This is a genomic window from Aliiroseovarius sp. S2029 (assembly GCF_023195575.1).
Classification (GTDB): Bacteria; Pseudomonadota; Alphaproteobacteria; order Rhodobacterales; family Rhodobacteraceae; genus Aliiroseovarius; species Aliiroseovarius zhejiangensis.
In genome coordinates, this window is the sequence record NZ_JALPQE010000002.1 from 418392 (window position 1) to 440144 (window position 21753).

28 protein-coding genes are annotated in these 21753 nt (G+C 61.4%); 7 read left to right on the forward strand and 21 right to left on the reverse strand.

The genetic code is table 11. From position 1 onward, the window contains the following. Position 1 precedes the first annotated feature (1 nt). The 17 genes from MUY21_RS06655 to ffh all read right to left on the reverse strand — a co-directional run bounded on the left by MUY21_RS06655 (position 2) and on the right by ffh (position 12519). Positions 2 to 1594, reverse strand: coding sequence for a dipeptide ABC transporter ATP-binding protein (locus tag MUY21_RS06655; protein WP_248409543.1), 1593 nt, complete (start codon positions 1592 to 1594; stop codon positions 2 to 4). Then, on the reverse strand, positions 1591 to 2415 hold the full coding sequence (locus MUY21_RS06660; RefSeq protein WP_248409544.1) for an ABC transporter permease: 825 nt from the start codon (positions 2413 to 2415) through the stop codon (positions 1591 to 1593). The genes MUY21_RS06655 and MUY21_RS06660 overlap by 4 nt, the downstream gene beginning before the upstream one ends. Then, positions 2412 to 3359 carry an ABC transporter permease gene (locus MUY21_RS06665; RefSeq protein ID WP_248409545.1) on the reverse strand — a complete coding sequence of 316 codons (948 nt, stop codon included), beginning with the start codon at positions 3357 to 3359 and terminating at the stop codon, positions 2412 to 2414. Before MUY21_RS06665 ends, MUY21_RS06660 begins: the two co-directional genes overlap by 4 nt. Before the next feature lie 60 nt (positions 3360 to 3419). Further along, positions 3420 to 4232 (reverse strand): division plane positioning ATPase MipZ, encoded by an 813-nt coding sequence (locus MUY21_RS06670; protein WP_191286295.1) that lies wholly within the window; start codon positions 4230 to 4232, stop codon positions 3420 to 3422. 146 nt (positions 4233 to 4378) lie between these two features. Next, entirely contained in the window at positions 4379 to 5077 is a 699-nt protein-coding gene (locus MUY21_RS06675) for a DUF4336 domain-containing protein (protein WP_248409546.1), read from the reverse strand. A gap of 113 nt (positions 5078 to 5190) precedes the next feature. Then, on the reverse strand, positions 5191 to 5412 hold the full coding sequence (rpmE, locus tag MUY21_RS06680) for a 50S ribosomal protein L31 (protein ID WP_191286297.1): 222 nt from the start codon (positions 5410 to 5412) through the stop codon (positions 5191 to 5193). Between the two features lie 11 nt (positions 5413 to 5423). Then, entirely contained in the window at positions 5424 to 5798 is a 375-nt protein-coding gene (gene rplS / locus MUY21_RS06685) for a 50S ribosomal protein L19 (protein ID WP_191286298.1), read from the reverse strand. A gap of 334 nt (positions 5799 to 6132) precedes the next feature. After that, positions 6133 to 6300, reverse strand: a complete 168-nt coding sequence (locus MUY21_RS06690; RefSeq protein ID WP_248409547.1) for a hypothetical protein — start codon at positions 6298 to 6300, stop codon at positions 6133 to 6135. 328 nt (positions 6301 to 6628) lie between these two features. After that, positions 6629 to 7435 carry a tRNA (guanosine(37)-N1)-methyltransferase TrmD gene (gene trmD / locus MUY21_RS06695; protein ID WP_248409597.1) on the reverse strand — a complete coding sequence of 269 codons (807 nt, stop codon included), beginning with the start codon at positions 7433 to 7435 and terminating at the stop codon, positions 6629 to 6631. Between the two features lie 97 nt (positions 7436 to 7532). After that, positions 7533 to 8339, reverse strand: a complete 807-nt coding sequence (locus MUY21_RS06700) for a hypothetical protein (RefSeq protein ID WP_248409548.1) — start codon at positions 8337 to 8339, stop codon at positions 7533 to 7535. Further along, the gene (gene rimM / locus MUY21_RS06705; protein WP_248409549.1) at positions 8336 to 8848 is read right to left on the reverse strand and encodes a ribosome maturation factor RimM; all 513 of its coding nucleotides are present in this window, start codon (positions 8846 to 8848) and stop codon (positions 8336 to 8338) included. Before rimM ends, MUY21_RS06700 begins: the two co-directional genes overlap by 4 nt. Further along, a complete protein-coding gene (locus MUY21_RS06710) occupies positions 8845 to 8994 on the reverse strand; it encodes a hypothetical protein (RefSeq protein ID WP_177179290.1) in 150 nt (49 codons plus the stop codon). The genes rimM and MUY21_RS06710 overlap by 4 nt, the downstream gene beginning before the upstream one ends. 21 nt (positions 8995 to 9015) lie before the next feature. Next, positions 9016 to 9645 carry a 5,6-dimethylbenzimidazole synthase gene (gene bluB, locus MUY21_RS06715; RefSeq protein ID WP_248409550.1) on the reverse strand — a complete coding sequence of 210 codons (630 nt, stop codon included), beginning with the start codon at positions 9643 to 9645 and terminating at the stop codon, positions 9016 to 9018. 24 nt (positions 9646 to 9669) lie between these two features. Next, a complete protein-coding gene (rpsP, locus tag MUY21_RS06720) occupies positions 9670 to 10071 on the reverse strand; it encodes a 30S ribosomal protein S16 (RefSeq protein WP_191286304.1) in 402 nt (133 codons plus the stop codon). Positions 10072 to 10119: 48 nt separating this feature from the next. Beyond that, a complete protein-coding gene (locus MUY21_RS06725) occupies positions 10120 to 10416 on the reverse strand; it encodes a chorismate mutase (RefSeq protein ID WP_191286348.1) in 297 nt (98 codons plus the stop codon). Positions 10417 to 10445: 29 nt separating this feature from the next. Continuing rightward, entirely contained in the window at positions 10446 to 11009 is a 564-nt protein-coding gene (locus tag MUY21_RS06730) for a GNAT family protein (RefSeq protein ID WP_248409551.1), read from the reverse strand. 1 nt (position 11010) lies between these two features. Then, the gene (gene ffh, locus MUY21_RS06735) at positions 11011 to 12519 is read right to left on the reverse strand and encodes a signal recognition particle protein (protein ID WP_248409552.1); all 1509 of its coding nucleotides are present in this window, start codon (positions 12517 to 12519) and stop codon (positions 11011 to 11013) included. Between the two features lie 325 nt (positions 12520 to 12844). Here ffh and MUY21_RS06740 point away from each other — a divergent pair, with 325 nt between their 5' ends. The 5 genes from MUY21_RS06740 to MUY21_RS06760 all read left to right on the forward strand — a co-directional run bounded on the left by MUY21_RS06740 (position 12845) and on the right by MUY21_RS06760 (position 15365). After that, positions 12845 to 13252, forward strand: coding sequence for a universal stress protein (locus MUY21_RS06740; protein WP_191286306.1), 408 nt, complete (start codon positions 12845 to 12847; stop codon positions 13250 to 13252). A gap of 93 nt (positions 13253 to 13345) precedes the next feature. Beyond that, the gene (locus MUY21_RS06745) at positions 13346 to 13738 is read left to right on the forward strand and encodes a zf-TFIIB domain-containing protein (protein WP_248409553.1); all 393 of its coding nucleotides are present in this window, start codon (positions 13346 to 13348) and stop codon (positions 13736 to 13738) included. Between the two features lie 127 nt (positions 13739 to 13865). After that, complete coding sequence (locus MUY21_RS06750; RefSeq protein ID WP_191286308.1) at positions 13866 to 14186, forward strand: antibiotic biosynthesis monooxygenase family protein; 321 nt, start codon at positions 13866 to 13868, stop codon at positions 14184 to 14186. Positions 14187 to 14207: 21 nt separating this feature from the next. After that, positions 14208 to 14795 carry a rhodanese-like domain-containing protein gene (locus MUY21_RS06755; protein ID WP_248409554.1) on the forward strand — a complete coding sequence of 196 codons (588 nt, stop codon included), beginning with the start codon at positions 14208 to 14210 and terminating at the stop codon, positions 14793 to 14795. A gap of 147 nt (positions 14796 to 14942) precedes the next feature. After that, positions 14943 to 15365: a hypothetical protein gene (locus tag MUY21_RS06760; protein ID WP_248409555.1), complete on the forward strand. Its 423-nt coding sequence runs from the start codon at positions 14943 to 14945 to the stop codon at positions 15363 to 15365. Here MUY21_RS06760 and MUY21_RS06765 read toward each other — a convergent pair. Together MUY21_RS06765 and MUY21_RS06770 are read right to left on the reverse strand one after the other, a co-directional pair. Beyond that, positions 15343 to 15837 (reverse strand): YdcF family protein, encoded by a 495-nt coding sequence (locus MUY21_RS06765; protein WP_248409556.1) that lies wholly within the window; start codon positions 15835 to 15837, stop codon positions 15343 to 15345. The two genes, MUY21_RS06760 and MUY21_RS06765, sit on opposite strands and share 23 nt — an antisense overlap. Beyond that, the gene (locus MUY21_RS06770) at positions 15834 to 16226 is read right to left on the reverse strand and encodes a hypothetical protein (RefSeq protein WP_248409557.1); all 393 of its coding nucleotides are present in this window, start codon (positions 16224 to 16226) and stop codon (positions 15834 to 15836) included. Before MUY21_RS06770 ends, MUY21_RS06765 begins: the two co-directional genes overlap by 4 nt. A gap of 191 nt (positions 16227 to 16417) precedes the next feature. On the opposite strand from MUY21_RS06770, the gene MUY21_RS06775 reads away from it, so the two are divergent. Beyond that, the gene (locus MUY21_RS06775; RefSeq protein WP_248409558.1) at positions 16418 to 18214 is read left to right on the forward strand and encodes an ABC transporter transmembrane domain-containing protein; all 1797 of its coding nucleotides are present in this window, start codon (positions 16418 to 16420) and stop codon (positions 18212 to 18214) included. Positions 18215 to 18350: 136 nt separating this feature from the next. Continuing rightward, positions 18351 to 20243, forward strand: a complete 1893-nt coding sequence (locus tag MUY21_RS06780; RefSeq protein ID WP_248409559.1) for an acyl-CoA synthetase — start codon at positions 18351 to 18353, stop codon at positions 20241 to 20243. A 100-nt stretch (positions 20244 to 20343) separates the two neighbouring features. On the opposite strand, the gene MUY21_RS06785 is transcribed toward MUY21_RS06780, so the two are convergent. Further along, on the reverse strand, positions 20344 to 20928 hold the full coding sequence (locus tag MUY21_RS06785; protein WP_248409560.1) for an outer membrane beta-barrel protein: 585 nt from the start codon (positions 20926 to 20928) through the stop codon (positions 20344 to 20346). A 237-nt stretch (positions 20929 to 21165) separates the two neighbouring features. Further along, complete coding sequence (locus MUY21_RS06790; RefSeq protein ID WP_248409561.1) at positions 21166 to 21753, reverse strand: acyl-homoserine-lactone synthase; 588 nt, start codon at positions 21751 to 21753, stop codon at positions 21166 to 21168.

The window sequence follows — 21753 nt, forward strand, 5'->3', positions numbered from 1 at the left end:
CTCATGTTTCATTGATCTGGGCCTCCTTCCACGCGGACGGGATGGCGGGTGCCGCGTTGATCAGGGTTTGCGTATAGGCGTGTCGGGGCGTGGCAAAGACCGCGTCCGTGGCGCCGTCCTCGACGATCTGGCCGGCCTTCATCACCAGAACCCGATCCGTGATCGAGCGCACGACGCCAAGGTCATGGCTGATGAACAGATAGCCCATCCCGTGACGCGCCTGCAGGTCTGCCAGCAGGTCGAGGATACCGGCGCGGATGGAGACATCGAGCGCCGACACAGCTTCGTCGAGGATGATTAGCTCGGGTCGCAAGATCAGGGCACGCGCGATGGCGATGCGTTGGCGTTGGCCGCCGGAAAACTCGTGCGGATAGCGGGTCATGGTGTCAGTGTCCAAGCCGACCTCGGCCAGCGCATCGCGCACGCGGTCGCGCCAGTCATGGGGGCGGCTGCCCAGCAGGTGAAACGGCTCGGCGACCAATCGTTCCACGGTCCATCGCGGATTGAAGCTGCCGTAAGGGTCTTGAAACACCACCTGCAGCCCGGCACGGCGGGCGTGCGGCATGTCAGGGGCGACCGGGGTGCCATTGAGCAGGACTTCCCCGCCCTGCAACGGCTCCAACCCCAGAATGGCGCGGCTGAGCGTGGACTTCCCGCAGCCGCTTTCGCCAACCAGCCCAAGGCTTTCACCTTTGTTCAGCGTGAAGCTGACGCCGTCCACGGCACGAAATTGCGGGGCTGGGCCGAACAGGGACGTGCGCGGCAAGGGGTAGTCACGCACCGCGCTGCGGACCTCAAGCAGCGGGGTATCTTGAGGAATGGCCTGACCATCCGGCACATGGCCCGAGGCCTCAAGCAGCTGGCGAGTATAGGGGTGCGACATGGTGCGAAACAGGGGTTCGGTTTCACCCTGCTCAACGATCTCGCCCTTGCGCATGACGGCGACGTGATCGGCCATGCCTGCGACCACGGCCAGATCATGGGTGATCAGCAGAAGCCCCATGCCGTCCTCGGCGACCAGTTCTTTCAACAGGTCCAGAATTTGCGCCTGTGTGGTAACGTCCAGCGCCGTGGTCGGTTCGTCTGCAATCAAAAGGTCGGGATGCAGGGCGATGGCCATGGCAATGCAGACACGCTGCCGCTGCCCACCTGACAGCTCGTGCGGATAACGATCCAGCGGGAAACGGTCTTGCGGCAGGCCCACGCGTGCCAGTTTCTCAGCGGCGATGCGCAGGGCATCGTCGCGATTGGCGCGCCCGTGGATCAACAACGCCTCTGCCACCTGATCGCCGATGGTTTTCACCGGGTTCAGCGCGGTCATCGGTTCCTGAAAAATCATCGAGATACGACGCCCGCGAATGTCGCACATCGCCCCTTCGTCCAGCGCGGCAAGGTCAGTGTTGTCCAGCCATATCTGCCCTGTTCGGGTCATGCCGCGCGGCAGAAGCCCCATCAGGGCCAGCGCCGTCATCGACTTGCCCGACCCGCTTTCGCCAACCAGCCCGACCACCTGCCCGGGCGCGATGGACAGGTCCACATCGTGCAGGATCGGGGCGCCATGAATGGACAGCGACAGGTCGGCGACACGGATCATAGGCGCGCCCTTCTGATCCGGGGGTCCAGCAGATCGCGCAGACCGTCGCCCATCAGGTTCAGGCCCAGCACCATCGCGACAATGGCCAGGCCCGGCGCGATGGCCAGGCGCGGGTGGGAATAGATCATGGTCTGCGCATCCGCCAGCATCCGCCCCCAGCTGGCGGTCGGGGGTTGTGCGCCAAGTCCCACATAGCTCAACCCCGCCTCGGCCAGAATACCCAGTGAAAACTGGATGGTGCCCTGAACGATCAGCAGGTTGGCGATGTTGGGCAGAATATGCTCGACGCTGATGCGCGCCTTGCCCTTGCCCGCCACCCGCGCGGCCATGATGAAATCCTGCGTCCAGATCGTCAGCGCGCCGCCACGCGCCACGCGGGCGAAAACGGGGATGTTGAATATGCCGATGGCGATGATCGCATTGGTGGCCGAAGGGCCGAAGGTTGCGGTGATCAGGATGGCGATAACCAGCGAGGGGAAGGCAAAGATCAGATCATTTCCGCGCATGATCACCTCGTCCAGCCAGCCACCCCGGTTGGCGGCAGCCATCAGCCCAAGCGGCACGCCGATCACCATTCCGATGCCGACGGCCAGAACGGCGACGGCGATGGAAATGCGCCCGCCCTCCATCAGCATGGACAGAAGGTCGCGCCCGAAATGGTCGGTGCCCAGCAGATAATCGGCAGAAGGCGCGCGCAACTTGGCACCGATGTTGAGCGCGGTCACGTCGTAAGGGGTCCAGAGGAAGGACAGAAGTGCCGCGGACAGCAACACGGTGCTCAGCACCGCGCCGATCCAAAGCTGGGCGGGCAGGCGGGTCATCGGCGCCTCCGCAAACGGGGGTCGACCAGCGCATAGGCCACATCGACCAGAAAGGTCACAAGGATCACCGCAAAGACCAACAGCATCACCACACTTTCGACGACCACAAGATCGCGCTGCGTGATCGCCTGAAAGATCAGCCGCCCAAGGCCGGGCAGGAAAAAGACGTTCTCGATGATGATCGCGCCCGCCAGCAGGAAGCTGAATTGCAAACCGATAATGGTCAGAACCGGGATCAGCGCGTTGCGCAGGGCGTGGCGGCGGGTGGCTTGGGCCATGGTCAGCCCCTTGGCGCGGGCGGTGCGCATATAGTCCTGATGCAGCACGTCCAGCAGCGACGACCGCATGACCCGCGCCAGAATGGACGCCTGCGGCAGGGCCAAGGCCACCGCAGGCAGCGTCAGCGCCTTCATCGCGGGCCAGACGCCTTCGTCCCAACCGGGAAAGCCGCCTGCGGAAAACCAGCGAAGCTGCACCGCAAAGACCATCACCAACAACATGGCAAACCAGAAGTTCGGCACCGCGATGCCCAGTTGCGTCGCCCCCATGATGGTGTAATCGGCGGGATTGCCGCGCCGGGCCGCGGCGACGAGGCCAACCGGGATGGCGATCAGGGTGGACAGGCACAGCGCAAAAAGCGCGAGCGGCAACGAGACCTGAAGCCGCTCCATCACCAGTTCGGACACCGGCACACGATAGGTATAGGACAGGCCGAAATCCCCTGTGATCATGCCGCCGACCCAGCCCAGATAGCGGGCGGGCAGTGATCCATCCAATCCAAGGTCCTTGCGCAGTGCCGCCACCGTTTCAGGCTGCGCATTCAGGCCCAGCATGAAAGACGCGGGGTCGCCCGGAATAACCTCGATCATCGCGAAGATCACCAGCGAGGCAACCACAAGGCTCAGGCCAAGCGACAAGGCGCGGGTCAGGACGAAACGCAACATGAGGGCGAGCGTAGTCGGGGCCACGCCCTTCGGAAAGGGGGAAAACGCGGCGGGGGCCGGTTAGATCTTCACCTCGACACCGGGCAGGTTCAACGCCTTCATCAGCTCGCGCAATTCCTGACGGGCCGCCACGTTCGAGATGTTCATCTGCCCCACAACACCCACGTCGCGCAGGTCAAGCAAGGTCAGGCCGCGCGGGAACAGTTCGCGGAAGATCACCCGTTCGTTGAAGCCCGGCGCCACGCGAAAGCCGATGCGCTTGGACAGGTCTTCGACCGCATCGCCCATCTTTTTCTTGTTGTGCATCATTTGCGCGCCCAGACGGTTGCGCACAACGACCCAGTCGATCGGTTTCAGCCCGGCCTTGGCGCGCAACTGCCGCGCGTTCCACACCATCTCGGAATAGACAGACGGGCCTTTGACCTTGTTCGTGTCCGGGTCGATATGTGCCAGCAGGTCGAAATCGACGAAACTGTCATTGAGCGGCGTGATCAGCGTGTCGGCCAGCGAATGGGCCACCTGGCTGAGGCGGGTATGCGATCCGGGGCAGTCAATGATGATGAAATCGCGATCCGCCTCAAGTGCTGCGACGGCCATGGACAGGCGCCGGTCATAGGGGTTTTCGCCGGGTTTCAATGTGGCGGGATCGACCTCGGGCAAGTCATGGTATTCAGGGGTCGCCAGATCGACGCCTTCGCGCGCCATGGTGGCCTTGCGGTTTTCGACAAAGCGGCCAAATGTCTTCTGGCGCAGGTCCAGATCAAGCACCCCGACCTTGTGGCCCAGCCGCGCCAGCGCCGTTGCCACATGCATGGACACGGTGGATTTGCCAGCCCCGCCCTTTTCGTTTCCGACCACAATAATATGCGCCACGCCTGTATCCCCGACTGTTGTGCAGCTTCTTATGTGCGGGGACTATAGATACGAAGCCCAACGGGGGGAAGATGCTGCGCGCATTGAAATCGGGGTTGAGTCCTCAGTGCCATAGGTGGGGTGCGGCGGCCCTGTCGCGTTGGATGCTAATCGACACCGGGAACCCATGCGAAGGCGCGGTCAAGAAAGGCGCGCGCGTTATCCGTCACCGGTGATCCATGCGCCATGATGACCGCTTGCGGTTCCCATGATTTCACCCGGTGCACAGCCCGTCGCAGGGCGGCTTTGTCCCGAAAGGCGATCCGAAATTTCCGGGGCACCGCAGGTTCAGGCTCGGTCATCAGGTCAAGGCGCGCTATGACGGCCCGCCAGCCGGAAAACCAGCCCTTGGGCAGTTGCTGAAGCAGGTCGGTGAACAGGATCGTGCCACTGGGGCGGTAAAAAAACACGATTTCGGTGGTGATGGCGTTTCCGGCAAAGGCGATCTGGTCGATGGCACCGGCCCAGACGGTTTCCGGCGTATCGGACAATGTGCCGGCAAAGGCGATGTCGCTTCTTTTCGCAGGCAGTCCCGGCGCGGCAAAGGGGGCCGCGTCTGGGAAAGCCGCGATCCAATCAGACATGAAAACGTGATGCAGCGTGTTCGGGGCGATCAGGTATTTCACCCGGCCAAGGGCGGACACCTCGTGCCTCAGTGCGTCCGTCAGTGCGATGGGGGACCAGACGAACAGGTCGTTGCCCGGCAACCGGATCACCACCATGCGCGTCGGATAGTGAAAGCCAGCGGCGGCTTTGATCGAGGGGCCGTCAGCCAGCCAGATCTCTGGCCCAAATTGTGAGATCATCCTGCGCCCCCTGCCGATGGTTCGTCGCCAAGGCTAGGGGGGCTTGTCACGACCCGCAACGAAAAACGCCGCCCCGGTTGGGACGGCGTTTCTGTCTTGAAAAAAGGTTGGGCTTAGAAGCCGAACCCTTCGTATTTCGATTTGAATTTCGACACGCGTCCGCCAGTGTCCAGCAGGCGGGTGCCGCCACCGGTCCAGGCCGGGTGCGCCGAGGGGTCGATGTCCAGCGCCAGCGTGTCGCCTTCCTTGCCCCAGGTCGAGCGCATCTGAACGATCGTGCCGTCGGTCATCTTGACGTCGATCATGTGATAGTCGGGATGAATATCCTTTTTCATAACGACGCTCCTTATGCTTTCTTGGCTTTGTAGTTGGCATCTTCTGCGATACGAGCCGATTTACCACGGCGGCTGCGCAGGTAATACATCTTGGCGCGACGCACGCGACCACGACGCACCACGGTGATCGAGTCGATGTTGGTCGAGTGCAGCGGGAACACACGCTCCACGCCTTCGCCGAAGGAAATCTTGCGCACGGTGAACGATCCGGCAATGCCCGACCCGTTCTTGCGGCTGATGCACACGCCTTCATAGTTCTGCACACGGGTGCGCGACCCTTCGGTCACCTTGAAGCCGACGCGAATGGTGTCACCGGCTTTGAAATCGGGAATATCCTTTCCCAGGGCGGCAATCTGTTCCGCCTCAAGCTCTGCGATCAGGTTCATCTGACCATCTCCTATCTGTGCTTGCGGTTGGTCCGCAAAGTTAGCTGCCGTCCAAGAGCTCCTTGTCTTCACCGGGTCCGCCATCGCGCCCGCAGGAGGTCGTCCGTCGTTTCTTGTCTGTTTTTCAGCCGGGTCTTTGGATGCAGAAGAACGCACCACCCCAAATGAAAAACGCCCGCGCGACTCGAACGAGTGGCAGACGAGCGGTGTATAGGGGCATTGCCCCCCCGGATCAAGGACAGAATGAAGGTGCGCAGCCCCCCAAAAAAAAGAGGAAGCTGCGCCCTGTGCCTGGCGCAGCTTCCTGTGTTTCGGCGTCCGTGAGTGGTGTTCGTCAAGCTAGGACGAGGGGGGCCGAAAACCCGGTGCGCGCCGTGCGAAACATCGGGATGCGACGCTTCAATTCCGCTGTTGGACGCGGGGTGCAAGCTGCACGCTTTTTCTGTGCAAGGGCGTTCAGCGCGTTGATGCGGTTCTGCTTGGCGGTGATCAAGAGTTCCATGTCGTTTACCTTTCCTGCCGTTATCCGGTCGTTCAGAGTTCGAAGTTCACAAACTGTTTTCAATCGAAAAGAGACTAAGAAAGATGGTCGCGTGGTGGTTTGCGGTATCTCTTGCAATGGTGGGTCGGTCTATCGTTAATTCAACGTTACACGCCCAGAAAATGACACAAATTCACCTTTCTCGGTTCCCCATAAATGGCGAGTGCAAAAGGATATAACCCGTTTTATTTTAAGGATTTTCGAAACAGTTTTGGGCGCCGATCGCGAACAGTTGCACTTTTCGAAACAAAGCCACAAAAAAGCCTTGATTGAAATGCGACGAACCGGGTCAGTTCGCCCCGTCCTCGTCGCGGTTTCGCCGCAATGATTCCCACAGATCGGGCCGCCGCTCGCGCGTAAGTTGTTCGCTCTTCTCGCGCCGCCAATCCGCGATCTTGCCGTGATGGCCAGACATCAGAACCTCGGGGATGGGGCGTCCGCGCCACGTTGCGGGGCGGGTGTATTGCGGGTGTTCCAGAAGCCCGGCGGAAAAACTTTCCTCTTCGGCCGAAGCTTCGTTGCCCAGGACGCCGGGCAGAAGCCGCACCGTGGCGTCCAGCAGGGCCTGGGCGGCAATCTCGCCTCCGGTCAGAACGAAATCGCCCAGGCTGACCTCTTCAACCTCGTATTCTTCCAGCACCCGTTCATCGACGCCTTCAAACCGCCCGCACAGGATGGTCATTCCGTCGCAGGCGGCAAACTTGCGGGCCATGGCCTGATCCAACGGACGCCCACGCGGCGACATGTAGAGGATGGGCCACTTGGCGCGATCCCTGGTTACGCCTGATTGGGCCGTGTCAATGGCCTGGCCCAACACATCCGCACGCAGCACCATGCCCGCACCGCCGCCTGCCGGGGTATCGTCGACGTTGCGATGCCTGCCCTCGCCAAACGGGCGCAGGTCAATGGGCTCCAGCGCCCACAGCCCGTCCTTCAAGGCCCGCCCCGTCAGGCTTTCGCCCAGCACGCCGGGAAAAGCATCTGGGAACAAGGTGATCACCTTCGCCGTCCAGACCCCGGCATAGCGCGGCGTGTCAGTCATCAACGCACGCGGTTTGATCGAGGCTGAAACCGCGATCTTGCCATGCGATTTCATCCCGCGGGCCCTGGGGCTTGTGGGTGTGTCTGGTTCAGGGCGCTTTGGTTTGTCCGTCATGGCGTTTCCCATACCGGGTTTCGGTTGGGGGGGGAAGTCAGGGCGTGCGACGATGCGGCGCCAGCAGACGTTCTTTCTGCGCTTTCAGTTCCTGCTTCGATAGGCGCTGCCGGTTCAAAGCCAGAAATGTCGCGCGCAGATTTTCACCCTGTCCACGGTTCCTGTGCGGGGCAGGGGCGAGGTCTGCACGCACCGCCGCAGGCACATCTGCCAGATCCAGCAACGCGCTGGCCAGGCCATGCGGGTCGTCGGCATGATCCTCCAGCGCGGCGGTGGCGACCGGGATGGGGGACAGCGCGTCTGCCATCTGCCGCGCCTGTTCAATCGGGGTTATGTCCATCGGGAACCGCCCGCGAAAGGTGTCGTAATCATCGGTCAGACGGATTGAGCGCAACAGATGCCCATGGACGGAGCGCAGCCACGCCTCGCGTTCGCGGGTCGTGTAGAAGAACGTGATCGTCACATCCGGGCCAAAGCGCAGGCGCAGCTCTTTCACGATAGAGCGCGCCAATCTGCGCGCCGCCGGCAGATAGGACGTGATCATTCGCCCGCCCAACATCCGGTGTCCGGGCATTCCGCCCGAGAAACTTTCGCGCGACAGGATGATCGTGTCGTGATCGGGGATCGCGGCCAGAAACGTGCGAAACGCCCTTCGAAACACATAAAGGCGATGCGGAAACGGGCGCTGAGCATAGAGGCGGGCGGCAGCGCCTGCGTTCATGAAATCCCGCTGACCGTAGTAATCGAGCCACGGTGCAAGGGCTGTGCGGTTATGGGCAAGGAAATCCTGAAGGCTTGTCGTGCCAGTCTTGTGAAACCCGGCATGGACGATCACATGCGTCATTCCGGAAAGACGCCTTTTGGCGGGTCGGCGATAATCCGTCCTGCCGCAAGGTCGACGGTCGGCACGGCCTCAAGCGTGAAGGGCAAAAGTGCGCCTGTTTTCAGGCCGGGTCCCTGCACCTCCAGCACGTCACTGGCGCCGTGATTGTGCACCGCAGACACGCGCCCCAACTCACGCCCGCCCGTGTCCAGCACCACCAGACCGATCAGATCCGCGTGGTAATATTCGTCATCCGGCAGGTTGGGCAATGCGCTTCGATCGGCAAACAGCCGGGTGCCGCGCAGTGCATCGGCGTCTTCCTTCGTGTGCACACCGTCGATCCGGGCCGCAAATCCATTCTTGATCGGGCGATCCAGCGTCAGGGCAAACTGGCGGCTGCCATCCTCGGACCAGAGCGGGCTGTAGTCGCCGATCGCGTCCGGTTCGGCACAGAAGCTTTTCACCCGCAACTCGCCCTTCACGCCATAAGCCCCGGCAATCGCGCCCACGCAAATCCGATCTTCGCTCATTCCACACCTACGCAAATGCCCCGATCAACGGCTCCACCCCGGTCAAGACAGCGGTCCGTCATCGAATTTCGTTCAAACAGCAACCCGGCCAGAAACCCGGCCCCGACAATCAGGATCAACCGAAAGGGACGAAATAGCAAACCCATGTCACTGCTCCTGCGTCGGTGTCAGCGGGTTTCGATGGGCAACGACCCGCGCCGCGCCTCCCAGCCCGCATGTTCAAGTTCCGGGCTGTCGTCCACCGTTTCCGGCCATCCCAGACAGAAATAGCCGACCAGTTCCCAGTTGGCCGGAACATCAAGATCACGGCTCAGCCGCGCCGGGTCAAGGATCGACACCCAGCCCAGACCAAGCCCGCGGGCGCGCACCGCCAGCCAGAACAGCATGATCGCCGAGACCACGGAATAGCGGCGCATCTCGGGCATGGTGGCTGCACCAAGGCCGGCGCCTTTCGCCGTCCCCTCGTCGCTGAAAACGGCCAGTTGCACCGGCGCGTCCTGCATCCCGGACAGTTTCAGCCCGGCATACAGTCGGGCCTTGTCGCCGGAATAGCCCTGCAAGGCATCGTCATTTGCTTCTGTGAAGTTGTCCAGCGCCGCGGCACGCGCCGCATCGCTTTCCACACGGATCACCCGCCAGGGTTCGGACAGCCCCACCGATGGCGCCAGCAGAAACGCGTCGAGGCACTCTTGCAGGAGTGCCTCGTCCACAGGATCGCTGCGAAAGCGGCGCACATCGCGCCGCCAACGCATCAGATCTTCAAGATCCGACTGGAACGCACGTGAAAAGCTGTGCATGTCAGACCTGCTCCGCGCCGGAGTCTATTCTTCCGAAGCGGCTTCTTCGGCAGGCTCTTCGGCCGGGGCGGCAGCAGCCTCGGCAGCAGCGGCAGCCTTGTCGGCTTTTTCCTGCAGACGCTCCTGAGCTTTCTTGCCCGGCTCACCCTTCTTCAGGTTTGCACGCTCTTTCTTTTCCAGAACGCCAGCGGCTTCCAGGAAGCGCGACACGCGGTCGGACGGCTGTGCGCCCTGGTCCAGCCAGTATTGCACGCGTTCCATGTCCAGTTTCACACGCTCTTCCGAGTCTTTCGGCAGAAGCGGGTTATAGGTACCCAGCTTTTCGATGAAGCGGCCATCGCGCGGCATGCGCGAGTCGGTGGCAACCACACGATAGAAGGGACGTTTTTTCGAGCCGCCACGGGCGAGACGAATTTTCATAGCCATAAGAGTTTCTCCTGTTTTTCTAGCTATTTGAGCGGGGCACTGCCCCAATCATTCCTGATGTTTCTTGTGATGCCTGATCACCTCATCAATGATGAAGTTCAGGAATTTCTTGGCGAATTCCGGGTCCAGATTGGCACGGCGCGACAGGTCTTCCAGACGTTCGATCTGCTTGGCTTCGCGGTCGGGGTCCGATGGCGGCAGGTCGTGTTCGGCTTTCAGCTTGCCCACCGCCTGCGTGTGTTTGAACCGTTCGCCCAGCGTGTAGACCAGGATCGCATCCAGCCGGTCGATCGACTGGCGATGATCTTTCAAAAGTGCTGCGGCGCGGGTCACATCATCGGTCATGGCAGGGGGCCGGTTTTTGGGTGTGTCGGTCATGAATAAGCCTCCGGCCCGCCATCGTCGTCCATGGGATAGGCAAAGATCAGCGTGCCGTCCAAGGTGCCAGTCTGTTCACCCCCAAGCTTGGCAACCAAAGCCTGACTTGCCGTATTTGCGGGGTCGACATAGCTGACGATTCGCTCGGATCCAAGGCTGCGCAGATGGGCCAGTGCGGCCTCAGCGGCCTCAAACGCGAAGCCTTGCCGCTGTGCCTCGGGGGCAATGAAGAAGCCAAGCTCGATGGCTTGATCGCCCGGTTCGACACCCGCAAAGACGAAGCCGACAATCGTGTCGCCGTGGCAAACGGTGAACATGCCATCGCCGCGCAGAACCCAACCGGCTGAATAATTGGTGAACTGCGCCCAGATCGCCTCGGCATCCGGTTCTTGCCCCACGAACTTCGCAGACGGCGACGAGAACAGCCGCTCGAATACGTCGAAATCCGATAGAACAGGTGCCCGCAACACAAGCCGCTTGGTGCGCAGAACGGGTAGGGCCGATCTGGCAGCTTCGGCGATCGCAGCACCGGGGCAGGGAACAGTCACGGGGGCGATCATCTTATTTCTTCTTCCCGAAACCAGACAGGCCGGGGGGCAATCCGCCACCGCCCAGACCGGGCAGGCCACCCTTGGCGCCCATCGCCTTCGCGGCGGCTTCCAGCGCCTTGGGGTCCATCGACGACGGGTCCATGCCGCCCATATCCGGCATTCCGCCGCCTTTGCCGAACATGCCGGACATGGCCTGTTTCAGCATCTTGCCTTTGCCCATCTTGCCCATCTTCTTCATCATGTCGCCCATCTGGCGCTGCATTTTCAGAAGTTTGTTCAGGTCGGACACTTCCATACCCGCCCCTTTGGCGATGCGTTTCTTGCGGCTGGCTTGCAGGATCTGAGGGTTTGCGCGTTCGCGTTTGGTCATCGACTGGATCAGCGCGATCTGCTGTTTCAGCACCTTGTCGTCCATGCCGGCGGCCTCGGCCTGTTTGGCCATCTTCTTCATGCCCGGCATCATCCCCATGATCCCTTGCATCCCGCCCATCTTGATCATCTGTTCCAGCTGCATCTTCAGGTCGTTCATGTTGAACTGACCTTTCTGGAACCGCTTCATCATGCGCTCGGCCTGTTCGGCCTCGATGGTTTCCTGCGCTTTTTCGACCAGCGAAACAATATCGCCCATGCCCAGAATGCGGCCCGCGATGCGCTCAGGCTCGAAGGTTTCCAGCGCGTCCATCTTTTCGCCAAGGCCGACATATTTGATCGGCTTGCCGGTCACGGCGCGCATCGACAGGGCGGCACCACCGCGCCCGTCGCCATCCATCCGGGTCAGAACCACGCCCGAAATGCCGACCTTGTCGTCAAATTCCTGTGCAACCTCGACCGCGACCTGACCGGTCAGGCCATCGACAACCAGAAGCGTTTCGCGGGGGTTGACCACGGCCGAGACCTGCTCGACCTCGTCCATCAGGACTTCGTCGATGTGCAACCGGCCTGCGGTGTCCAGCATATAGACGTCATAGCCGCCCATCGTCGCCTGTTGCTTGGCGCGCTTGGCGATGTCGACGGGTTTCTGGCCCGGTACAATGGGCAGCGTGTCAACGCCCACCTGCGTGCCCAGAATGGCCAGCTGGTCCATCGCCGCCGGGCGATACACGTCAAGCGAGGCCATCAGCACACGCTTGCCGTCTTTCTCCTTCAGACGCTTGGCCAGCTTGGCGGTCGTCGTCGTTTTACCGCCCCCTTGCAGGCCGACCATCAGGATCGGGGCAGGGGGGCTGTCGATCTTCAGCGCACCCGGTTCACCTTCGCCGGTCAAAACCTCGACCAATGCATCGTGGACGATTTTCACAACCTGCTGGCCGGGGGTCACGGATTTGGTGACGGCCTGACCTGTGGCTTGTTCCTGCACCTTCTTGATGAAATCACGCGCCACGGGCAGCGAGACGTCGGCCTCAAGCAATGCCACGCGGACTTCGCGCAGGGCCGTTTTCACGTCATCTTCAGACAGCGCACCCTGTTTCGTCAGGCGGTCAAAGACACCGGACAGGCGGTCTGACAGGCTTTCGAACATATCTCGGCTCCTTTGCCGTTCCGTTAATCCCCAGATAGGGGCAGGCTGCGCATTTCCCAAGGACCAAGCCAAGCCAACCGACCAAACGATGAACGCCCCTGTGGGCGCAACGCGCTGACAGGGGGCGATCCCGGCAAAAGCCATGGGACCGGAAGCTTAGCGACTCCCGGAGTTGGGGCGGGGATAGCCCGCTTGACCCTTGCTGTCAAGGAATGCCGCACCTCTGTTCGATGCCCGGCGTGAATTGACCTGTATCATGGTTGCGCATAGCGGGTTGGCATATGCAATATGGGAAACGGAACACTCGAAACACAGGAGCGCCGAGATGTACAAGAATGTCCTCGTGCCGATCGCACTGGATCATGAGCGGGATACAAAGGAAGCGTTGAGCATCGCCAAGGCCATCGCCGAAAAAGGGGCCAGCATCACGGCCCTGCATGTGATGGAAGAGGTGCCGGCTTACGTCGCCCAATACCTGCCCGAAGGCCAATTGGAAGACAATGTGCACGAACTGGAACGTCGCATGGCCGAAGAACTGAAGGGCGAGGACAACATCGCCATCAAGGTCGTGTCGGGCCATGCCGGTCACGCCATTGTCGATTATGCAAAGCGTCACGGCGTGGATTGCATCGTCGTTGCCTCGCACCGGCCCGGCCTGACCGATTTCTTTCTGGGATCGACCGCCGCCCGCGTCGTGCGCCATGCGCCTTGCGCGGTGCATGTGTCGCGATAGTCCGCGCATTACGGGATTGTTGGGAAAACGGGCTCTTGCGGCCCGTTTTTTCGTGCCTACATCATTGATCGATAAGGCAGGAGGAGCCAGCACATGAAATGTCCGATTGATGGAACAGAGCTTTTGATGACGGAACGCCACGGGGTCGAGATCGACTATTGCCCCGACTGCCGCGGGGTCTGGCTGGACCGCGGAGAATTGGACAAGATCATTGAAAAGGCGACCCCCGCCGTGGTGCTGCCGGATCCCGATCCAGCCCCCGCGCCTGCCGATCCGCGCGACCTGCCGGGACCGATCACCTCAGATGCGCCGCGCAGCGCCCGAAGCGATGATCGCGAAGATCGCCGGCACCGGAAGCCGTCGCGCAAGGATCGGTATCGCTATGATGACGATGACGACGATTATGACGACGATTACCGCCATGCGAAACGCTATAAGCGCAAGCGCGGCAAGTCGATCCTGTCGGAAATTTTCGACTTCGACTGATCCGCAGTCGGGACCCGAACGGGCTGGCGACAGGAGTTGAGGGTGAGCCATTTCCGCCCACCCTCAATTCTGATGTTCATCTGTCACGCGAAAGGCATTAGGCTTTCCCCATCAACAGGAGGAAGCCATGCCAAAGATCAGCAAAGCCCCCGATTATCAAACCGTTATCACCACGTTTGAAATGACGCCCGGCACCTGTCAGGATCTGCTGGATGCACTGACGGATGCCTATCAGCAGTTCATTTCGAAGCAGCCGGGTTTCGTCGCCGCCGGTCTGCATGTCAACGACGCGCAGACGCGGATTGCCAACTATTCCCAATGGAAACGGCGCGAGGACTTTCAGGCCATGCTGCGCACCGACGAGATGCGCGAACGCAACCGGGTCATCGCGACCCTGTGCAAGAGCTTTGAGCCTGTCATGTATGACGTGTTCGAAACCTTTGACTGAGCGATGTGGAAAGGGACGCCCATGAAAATCAAGATTGCTGTTCTGGCCACTGTGTTGCTGGCCACACCCGCGCTGGCCGATGGGGTGAACATCCGCCCGGATGTCGCCTCGGTCACCGTCGAGACATCTTCTGGCCCGGTCGAGATTTCGCGAATTCCCGATCCGGACAACCAGATCACCGGAGAATGGGCGCAGACCTCGCGCCCGTGTCCGAATTTCTGTGTCCAACCCATGGTGCCCGCGCCCGGTGTGACCCCGATTGGCGAGTTGGAGCTTCTGGACATGCTGCAAGACCCCGAGGTGATCGTGGTCGATAGCCGCGTGCCGGCCGATCACGCGGGCGGCACGATCCCCGGTGCCATCTCGATCCCCTATAACGAGGCACCGGATCGTCTGGACGAACTGGGGTGCGAGATTGATTTCGACGGGTTCGATTGCGACGGTGCCAAAACCGTGGCCCTGTTCTGCAACGGCAACTGGTGTGGCCAGTCCCCGACGGCGGCGCGCCGGATGATCGAAGCAGGGTATCCCGCGGACAAGATCCATTATTATCGCGGTGGTATGCAAGCCTGGCGCCTGTTGGGGCTGACCGTGACGGACCCTCAGTGAAGCGGGTGGCGCGGTGCGGGTGGTCTGCCCGTGTCGCGCGGCCACCGTGCGTTGCACAATAGGGGCAGTCCGGCGAAGAAATGCCCCGCCCATTGACCCGACGCCGCAGGCCCCCCAAGTTGAACGCATTGAACAGAGGGTGAGACTATGGCGCGAACAACCCAAAGACGACGGTTTGGCATGGCCTTTGCCGCGGTTGCGGCAGGATTGGCCCTGTCTGGCCTGAACAGCACCCCCGCACAGGCGCAAGACCTGATCGGATCCTATGTGGCCTATATCGGTCAGCCCGACCTGTTCAACTCCAAGGGCGCGCGGCTGAGCCAGCCTTGGCAGATTCTGCGTCAGGATCGGGCCAATTTCCACCGCTACGGCATCAGCCAGCCGGGGGACGAGTTCGATCCGTTTTTCGGGTCGATTGACAATCGCGCGATCATGGAGCGCATGGTGATGAACGGATCCATTGATCCGCAGGCCGCGAAACGTCTGGTACAGGGCGGGGCCACCGTGTTCGTGCGCATCTATGGCAGCGGCAACACCGGCACATCACTTACCGTGACGGTTGCGAAATGATCCGTCCCACCCGGCGCAGGACATAAAGCAACAGCGCCGCCGCCTCGCGGCCATATCCCCGGATGATCCGGTGCACCTTGTTGGGCATCAATGAGGGCGACTCGCTGACCGGCGACAAGCCGAACTCGCGGGCGGTCAGGCGCGCGCGAAAGGCGTGATAGCGATCCGTGACCAGCACGACCTGTGCGTCGGGCGGCAGAAGGGTCTTGGAATTTCGGATGTTTTCCAGCGTGTTGGCGGATTGATCCTCGATCTGGATGGCCGCTGCGGGCACCCCGGCCTGCACGCAGATCTGGGCGATGACGCTGGCTTCGCTATGGCCCGCGCGGGGCACGCCGCCGGATGCGATGATCTGGTCGACCTGTCCACGCTGATACAGATCTGCCGCCGCCCGTGCCCGCCGCGCAAGGGCGGGCGAGGCTGATCCGTCCGGCCGCACAGCCGCCCCCAGAACGATGGCGACACGGGTCATTCCGGATAGGTCTGGCGACAGGCCCTGATCCCGGCGGCAGCCTTGCGCTGCGCCTGGCCAAGTTTCGCCTTCAGGCTGGCCAACTTGGCCTTTTCATTGCCGATGTCGATCGTGACCGGGGTTTCAATCTGGCGATACGCGGTGCGATGACAGGTATAGGGCCGCTTCTTGGCATCGTAACACACCCGCGTGTTCGTAATGGGAATCGACTGCCGGTGCAGCGCATAGCCGCGTGCGATGTTGGCCTCGGCCGTTTCGATCTGGGACTGGAGCGTTCTCACGTCAGCACTTGCCCCGGCGATGCAGCGTTGTTGCGGCGTCGCACAAGAGGCCAGGCCCAGCACGAGCGCAAGGCCGGTCAGCGTGGGGATACGATTGAAAACAAACATGATACGCGGTCCTTCATCGGCCTGCTTCTGCTCCGGATGATAGCATTCGGGGGCGGTTTTATGAAAGACCCGTGACCCGCACATTTCGGTGACCCCGGGTCACCTTGTCCACTCTGCGACATTCCCGAACCGCAGTTCGGCTTGTGCGTCGCGTCGCGCCCAGCTATCTCTGCCCGAAAGGAGCGGGTCATATGGCAAGACAGGCAGGGGCGTCCAGCGTCGAAATGGACGAACGCGAGAAATCCAAACGCATTGGTGCATTGGCTGGGCTGTGGCCCTTCATGCAGCCCTATCGGTTGTGGATACTGGCGGCGTTCTGTGCGTTGGTGTTCACCGCTGGCATCTCGCTGATCCTGCCGATTGCGGTGCGCCGGGTTGTGGACGGGTTTGGCGAAGCCACCACGCAACTGCTTGATAAATACTTCCTGGCGGCGCTGGTGGTGGCCAGCTTGCTCGCCCTTGGCACCGGGTTGCGTTACTATCTTGTGACGCGGCTGGGCGAACGGGTCGTGGCCGACATCCGCAAGGCGGTCTTTGACCGTGTCGTCGGGATGAGCCCTGCTTTCTATGAAAACATCATGACCGGCGAAGTGCTGAGCCGCATCACCACGGACACGACGTTGATCCTGTCGGTGATCGGCTCGTCCGTGTCGGTCGCGCTGCGCAATGTGTTTATCTTCCTGGGTGGTTTGGTCCTGATGCTGCTGACATCAGCCAAGCTGACGGGGCTGGTGCTGCTGATCGTGCCGATCGTGATCGTGCCGATCATCGTGCTGGGGCGGCGTTTGCGGGTGTTGGGTCGCGAGAACCAGGAATGGATCGCCAAGAGCTCGGGCAATGCGTCCGAGGCGTTACTGTCGGTCCAAACCGTGCAGGCGTTCACCCACGAAGACCTGAGCCGCGGCGAGTTCTCCGGGCTGACCGAGGAAAGTTTCATCTCGGCCAAGCGCCGGATCGGCACCCGTGCGGTGATGACGGTGATTGTCATTTCGCTGATCTTTTCGGGCGTCGTGGGGGTTTTGTGGATCGGGATGCGCGATGTGACCGCAGGCAATATCTCGATCGGCGCGCTGGTGCAGTTCGTGATCTATTCTGTGATGGTCGCCGGCGCCGTCGGGGCCCTGTCGGAAATCTGGAGCGAACTGCAACGCGCCGCAGGCGCCACCGAACGACTGGTCGAGCTTTTGAACGCCGAAGACGCGGTCAAGGATCCGGTCAACCCGATTGCCATCACCGAACGGCCGAAAGGCGCGATCGAGTTCGATAATGTGACCTTCCACTATCCCGCGCGCCCCAATCAGGCGGCGCTGGAGGGGGTATCGCTGACCGTATCACCGGGTGAAACCGTGGCGCTGGTCGGACCGTCCGGCGCGGGCAAGTCGACCATCATTCAACTGATCCAACGCTTCTATGATCCCGAAGACGGGGCGGTGTTGCTGGATGGAGTCGATCTGCGCCAGATGCGCCGGGACGAGTTCCGCAAATACGTGGCGCTGGTGCCGCAGGACGCGGTGATCTTTGCCGCCTCGGCGCGCGAAAACATCCGCTTTGGCCGCCCCGACGCGACGGATGCCGAGGTTGAAGCCGCCGCCCGCGCCGCCGCTGCGCACGAGTTTCTGGAACGTCTGCCCGAAGGCTATGACACCTATGTGGGCGAACGTGGTGTGATGCTGTCAGGGGGGCAGAAACAGCGCATTGCCATCGCCCGCGCGATCCTGCGTGACGCACCCATCCTGCTTCTGGACGAGGCGACATCGGCGCTGGACGCCGAAAGCGAACGTTTGGTGCAGCAAGCCGTTGACGAACTGGCGCAGGGACGCACCACGCTGATCGTGGCGCACCGTCTGGCCACGGTGAAAAAGGCTGATCGGATCGTCGTTTTTGACGAGGGCCGCATTGTCGCACAGGGCACGCATGACGAACTGGTGGCGCAGGACGGTCTTTACGCCCGTCTGGCCCGCTTGCAGTTTACCGAAGGTATGGCCTGAGGGTCGGCGCCCGCTAACCTCCCCCAGCGTCACCCAAATTCGCCACGTCACGTCACACTTGCGGGGGGGCGGGATTTGACCGCATTCTTGTGATCAAATGACCGCCCGTCTGACCGGGCGCAGGGGAGGATGATGAATGTATGATTTTGGCTCGATGAAAGACCGCAATGCGGTCGAGGCCGAGATGGACTGGGACGCCCGAGACAAACCCGTCACGCTGTATCAGATGCTGGAGCGGACGGCGAAGAAGTTTCCGGACCGACCGGCAGCGTCCTATCAGCTGACCTCTGGCCCGACGGATGCCAAGGAAACCGTGACCTGGCGCGAGATGCTGGAACGGACCTGCCAGGCGGCGAACCTGTTTCGGTCGCTGGGCATCGGGGAAAAGGACGTGGTGGCCTTCCTGCTGCCCAATTGCAACGAAACGATCTATACCCTGATGGGCGGGGGGATTGCCGGGATCATCAATCCGATCAACCCGCTGCTGGATGCCGAACAGGTCTCGGGCATCCTGCGTGAAACCGGGGCGAAGGTTCTGGTGACGCTGAAATCCTTCCCGAAATCCGAGGTGGCGCAACTGGCGGCGAAATCCGTCGCGATGGCCCCTGATGTCCATACGGTGCTTGAGATCGACCTGAACCGCTATCTCAGCCCGCCGAAAAGCTGGCTGGTGCCGCTGCTTCGCCCCAAGAACCCGGTGACGCACAAGGCGCGTGTGCTGGATTTCGTGGCCGAGATGTCGCGCCAGAATAAAACGCTCGACTTCACGGACACGCCCGAAGATCGCGTGGCGGCCTATTTCCACACGGGCGGCACAACGGGCACGCCCAAGGTGGCGCAGCACAAATATTCGGGCATGGTTTACAACGGTTGGCTCGGGTCGAGCCTGCTGTTCGATGAAAACGATGTGATCATCTGCCCCCTGCCGCTGTTCCACGTCTTTGCCGTACATGTGATCTGGATGTCGGTTCTGATGGCAGGCAGCCATTTCGTGCATCCAACCCCTGCGGGCTATCGCGGCGACGGGGTGTTTGACAATTTCTGGAAGTTGATCGAGCGCTACAAGGTCAGTTTCATGATCACCGTGCCGACGGCAATCTCGGCCCTGATGCAGCGCCCGGTGGATGCCGATGTCTCGTCGTTGAAAACCGCGTTTTCCGGCTCGGCCCCGCTGCCGATCGAGCTTTACAACCGCTTTGTCGCCGCCACCGGGGTGACCATCGTCGAAGGCTATGGACTGACCGAAGCCACCTGCCTTGTATCCTGCAACCCGCCGACGGGGGACAAGAAGGTCGGGTCTGTGGGCGTGCCGTTCCCCTACACAGACGTGAAGATCCTGACCTGTGACGATAGCGGAAATGTCCTGAAGGAACATGACGTGGACGAGGTCGGAGAGATCTGCCTGTCCAATCCCGGTGTGTTTGCGGGCAACACCTATACGGAAGAGGCCAAGAACCAGGGGCTGTTTGCCGATGGCAGCCATCTGCGCACGGGCGATCTGGGTCGGCTTGATGAAGATGGGTATCTGTGGATCACCGGCCGCGCGAAGGATCTGATCATCCGGGGCGGGCACAATATTGATCCGGCCGAGATCGAAGAGGTTCTGGCCGGGCACGATGCGGTGGCGATGGTCGGGGCCATCGGGCAACCCGACAGCTATTCCGGGGAGCTGCCTTGCGCCTATGTCGAACTCGTGGGCGGTGCGCAGGTCACGGTGGACGAACTGATGGCCTATGCCAAGAAGCACATCCACGAAAAAGCCGCCCTGCCGAAACATATCGAGATCTTGGACGAATTGCCCAAAACTGCCGTTGGCAAGGTGTTCAAGCCAGACCTGCGCAAATCAGCGATCACCCGCGTCTATGACAAGGCGCTGGCCGATGCAGGCCATGCCGCCCATGTGGTCGAGGTGATCGACGACAAGAAACGCGGTCTGGTCGCGCGGTTGCGAGCCACGGGCGATGTGGATCACGAAGCCGTGGCACACTGCCTGGGCGAGTTTACCCGCCCGTTCGAGTGGATGGACTGATCATATCAGACCGGCCCTGCGGTTCAGGCAAGGGCACGACCTGAAAAAAGAATGGCGCGCCGAACGGGCGCGCCATTGTTGTTCTGAGATGCACCAAGGATCAGAAGCGGAAGGTGCCGCGCAACTGAATCGTGGTGGCGTCGACGTCAATGCCGCTGCCGTTGAAATCGGAGAACTCGTGATACAGAACTTCGGCACCGATGTTGAACGAACTGGTCACCCGCTGCTCATAGCCTGCGCCGACAAAATAGCCGTCGCTGTCACCCAGTGTGTCAGTATAGGCATTGGCGTAGCCTGCGGTCGCGTAAAGCAGACCATCACCCATCTTGTAACCGCCGCGCGCCTTCACGCGCAGAACGTTTTCAAGCGTCGCGGCGCCGGCCAGATCGACATCGGCCCAGTCATAGTCAATTCCGACACCGGCAACCCAGTTGCCCATATCGAAATCGTAACCTGCGGTCAGACCGCCGATCACGCCGTCACCTTCAATGCCTGCGGCAGTGGTGCCAACATCGGCAAACCCGATCTGGCCACCAACATAGGCACCGGTCCAATCCGGTGTGGCGGCAGGGGCAGGGGTATAGGCAATGGTCGGCTCGGGCGTGGGCTCGGACAAGCTGCCAGCAAGGGCGGTCGTCGCCGTCATCGCTATTGCCGCTGCAGTGTAGGAAAACGTCTTCAACATTTGTTCCATCCTCTCGTTTGATATGGCCCTAATACGAGGCTTAGGTCCTTCTGGTTCATATTTAGGTTCAAAAGGTACGGATGGAAGGGGGTGTGGCCGCCTGTCACGCCCTCGTGGCGAGGTTTTGCCCAGCGACCTGAACGGTCGGTCGATCTTTGCCGATAAGGCGAAAAGGGCGCGGTTTTCGCGCCCTGATCACAGAAATTTGTAGCAGTGAAACCGGTGTGAATGACCCGATCAGTGCAGCTTGCCCGACAGGTCGATGGACACGACCTGATTGTCGATGCCGTCAATCTCCATCACCCGGCCGGCGGCGGTGGTGTCAAGACCGACGCGTTTGGACCAGCGTGGCCAACTGGCTGGGATCAATCCCAGAACCTGCGTTGCGCCCAGATCACGGGCGGATTTCGTCATTTCCGAGATCAGATGCGCATGGACCAGACGCCGCGCGCGCTGCGGGGTGTCATGGGCCACGAACACGCGGCTGCTTTCCCAGATGTTTTCCGCCACCGGGGCTTCATCATACAGAAGGTCCGAGGGGATCGAATCCAACAAGCCCAACTGCGCATCGCGGATCATATAAGTATAGACCCCGCACCGCGCGGTGGTGGGTGTCAGCCGAATGCCTGCCAGAACCCGGCCAAATTCGTGAACCGCGACCCAGCGGCTGGCCGGGGTGTCGTACTGGTCGAACTCCATCCCCAGGGCTTCGGGCAGATCCCAGCGGTTCTGCACGATGAAGCTTTGCCTCCTAGCGCGAAGTAAATTTGCAAATAACTCGCCATGGTTGTGTAGATTGGCGAAAGAAAGTGTGGTCGTCTGCAT

Excerpts from the sequence above, each read along its gene's own strand:
- rpmE (WP_191286297.1), bottom strand. The coding sequence starts at position 5,412 with ATGAAAAAGGATATTCATCCCGACTATCACATGATCGACGTCAAGATG.
- MUY21_RS06790 (WP_248409561.1), bottom strand. The coding sequence starts at position 21,753 with ATGCAGACGACCACACTTTCTTTCGCCAATCTACACAACCATGGCGAG.
- MUY21_RS06750 (WP_191286308.1), top strand. The coding sequence starts at position 13,866 with ATGCCAAAGATCAGCAAAGCCCCCGATTATCAAACCGTTATCACCACG.
- MUY21_RS06690 (WP_248409547.1), bottom strand. The coding sequence starts at position 6,300 with ATGGAACTCTTGATCACCGCCAAGCAGAACCGCATCAACGCGCTGAAC.
- MUY21_RS06730 (WP_248409551.1), bottom strand. The coding sequence starts at position 11,009 with ATGATCGCCCCCGTGACTGTTCCCTGCCCCGGTGCTGCGATCGCCGAA.
- MUY21_RS06655 (WP_248409543.1), bottom strand. The coding sequence starts at position 1,594 with ATGATCCGTGTCGCCGACCTGTCGCTGTCCATTCATGGCGCCCCGATC.
- MUY21_RS06660 (WP_248409544.1), bottom strand. The coding sequence starts at position 2,415 with ATGACCCGCCTGCCCGCCCAGCTTTGGATCGGCGCGGTGCTGAGCACC.
- rpsP (WP_191286304.1), bottom strand. The coding sequence starts at position 10,071 with ATGGCTATGAAAATTCGTCTCGCCCGTGGCGGCTCGAAAAAACGTCCC.
- bluB (WP_248409550.1), bottom strand. The coding sequence starts at position 9,645 with ATGCACAGCTTTTCACGTGCGTTCCAGTCGGATCTTGAAGATCTGATG.
- rplS (WP_191286298.1), bottom strand. The coding sequence starts at position 5,798 with ATGAACCTGATCGCAGAGCTTGAGGCGGAACAGATTGCCGCCCTGGGA.
- rimM (WP_248409549.1), bottom strand. The coding sequence starts at position 8,848 with ATGAGCGAAGATCGGATTTGCGTGGGCGCGATTGCCGGGGCTTATGGC.
- ffh (WP_248409552.1), bottom strand. The coding sequence starts at position 12,519 with ATGTTCGAAAGCCTGTCAGACCGCCTGTCCGGTGTCTTTGACCGCCTG.
- MUY21_RS06745 (WP_248409553.1), top strand. The coding sequence starts at position 13,346 with ATGAAATGTCCGATTGATGGAACAGAGCTTTTGATGACGGAACGCCAC.
- MUY21_RS06665 (WP_248409545.1), bottom strand. The coding sequence starts at position 3,359 with ATGTTGCGTTTCGTCCTGACCCGCGCCTTGTCGCTTGGCCTGAGCCTT.
- MUY21_RS06785 (WP_248409560.1), bottom strand. The coding sequence starts at position 20,928 with ATGTTGAAGACGTTTTCCTACACTGCAGCGGCAATAGCGATGACGGCG.
- trmD (WP_248409597.1), bottom strand. The coding sequence starts at position 7,435 with ATGAAATCGCATGGCAAGATCGCGGTTTCAGCCTCGATCAAACCGCGT.
- MUY21_RS06760 (WP_248409555.1), top strand. The coding sequence starts at position 14,943 with ATGGCGCGAACAACCCAAAGACGACGGTTTGGCATGGCCTTTGCCGCG.
- MUY21_RS06755 (WP_248409554.1), top strand. The coding sequence starts at position 14,208 with ATGAAAATCAAGATTGCTGTTCTGGCCACTGTGTTGCTGGCCACACCC.
- MUY21_RS06710 (WP_177179290.1), bottom strand. The coding sequence starts at position 8,994 with ATGGGTTTGCTATTTCGTCCCTTTCGGTTGATCCTGATTGTCGGGGCC.
- MUY21_RS06770 (WP_248409557.1), bottom strand. The coding sequence starts at position 16,226 with ATGTTTGTTTTCAATCGTATCCCCACGCTGACCGGCCTTGCGCTCGTG.
- MUY21_RS06780 (WP_248409559.1), top strand. The coding sequence starts at position 18,351 with ATGTATGATTTTGGCTCGATGAAAGACCGCAATGCGGTCGAGGCCGAG.
- MUY21_RS06725 (WP_191286348.1), bottom strand. The coding sequence starts at position 10,416 with ATGACCGATGATGTGACCCGCGCCGCAGCACTTTTGAAAGATCATCGC.
- MUY21_RS06700 (WP_248409548.1), bottom strand. The coding sequence starts at position 8,339 with ATGACGCATGTGATCGTCCATGCCGGGTTTCACAAGACTGGCACGACA.
- MUY21_RS06740 (WP_191286306.1), top strand. The coding sequence starts at position 12,845 with ATGTACAAGAATGTCCTCGTGCCGATCGCACTGGATCATGAGCGGGAT.
- MUY21_RS06775 (WP_248409558.1), top strand. The coding sequence starts at position 16,418 with ATGGCAAGACAGGCAGGGGCGTCCAGCGTCGAAATGGACGAACGCGAG.
- MUY21_RS06765 (WP_248409556.1), bottom strand. The coding sequence starts at position 15,837 with ATGACCCGTGTCGCCATCGTTCTGGGGGCGGCTGTGCGGCCGGACGGA.
- MUY21_RS06675 (WP_248409546.1), bottom strand. The coding sequence starts at position 5,077 with ATGATCTCACAATTTGGGCCAGAGATCTGGCTGGCTGACGGCCCCTCG.